At 43.0% G+C, this 1,175-nt stretch carries 1 pseudogene; it reads left to right on the forward strand.

Annotated features, from left to right (window positions below):
* A pseudogene (locus DZ60_RS23785) lies at positions 1-1,175 on the forward strand (hypothetical protein); the annotation flags it as partial.

Raw genomic sequence — 1,175 nt, forward strand, 5'->3', positions numbered from 1 at the left:
AGTCCTAATGTAGGTGATGTAGTTGTATTCACTCTTACAATTAGCAATGCTGGTCCAGATGCAGCTACAGGTGTTGCTGTTAGTGATTTAGTTCCATCCGGATTTACGATCGGTACGATCAATGATGGCGGAGTTGCTACGGTTAATACAATAGATTGGACAGGTTTAAGTATACCGAGCAATAATGGTAGTATAAGTGTAAGTTACGAGGCTACGGTGAATGCCCCTACGGGAGCAGCGGGTGAGTATACGAATGCAGCTCAGATTACGGCAAGTGATCAGTTTGATCCAGACAGTGATCCGACGCAGGATGATACTGTAGATGATAATGGTGATGGTATCGATGATGATGATGAGGATAGTATAACAATCGCTCCAGAACAAGCTGATTTAAGTATAAGCAAAGGCTTACAGAGCGGTAGTGCTACTCCAGATGTTGGTGATACGTTAGTTTTTGAGTTAACAATTACCAATGATGGTCCTAGTGATGCTACCGGAGTTGATGTAGCCGATGTATTGCCAATCGGTTTGACGTTAGTAGGCGTTAATAATGGTGGTATTATCGTTGGTGGTGATACTGCGAGTTGGTCAAATTTATTTGTTCCAAGTAGTAGTTTTATCACTTTAACCTATGAGGCTACGGTAAATGCACCAACGGGCGCTGCAGATGAATATTTGAATGTTGCTCAGATTACAGCGAGTGATCAGTTTGATCCAGACAGTGATCCGACGACAGATAATACAGTGGATGAAGATAATGCCGATGGCGATAATGATCCATCAACGGGTGGAGATGATGATGATGAGGATACTTTTGTAGTTACTCCTACTGCTGCAGATTTATCTTTAGATAAGAGTTTTACAGATGGTAATGGAGCTCCGGTTAACGTAGGCGATGTGTTGACCTTTAGTTTACAGATCGACAATGCAGGTCCAGATGTAGCGACAGGTGTAAGCATCGAAGATGTATTGCCAATAGGGTATAGTATCGTACCCGGTAGTATTAGTGATGGTGGAGTTTACAATGTAGGAGCTACGACGATTAATTGGTCTTTATCGAGTGTTGGCTTAGCAGGAGTCACTTTAACTTATGATGTTACGGTGAATGCCCCAACGGGCGCTCTGGGAGAGTATACGAATGTAGCCCAGATTACAGCGAGTGATCAGTTTGATCC

Origin of the sequence: Aquimarina pacifica (genome assembly GCF_000520955.1) — a bacterium.
Taxonomy (GTDB): Bacteria; Bacteroidota; Bacteroidia; order Flavobacteriales; family Flavobacteriaceae; genus Aquimarina; species Aquimarina pacifica.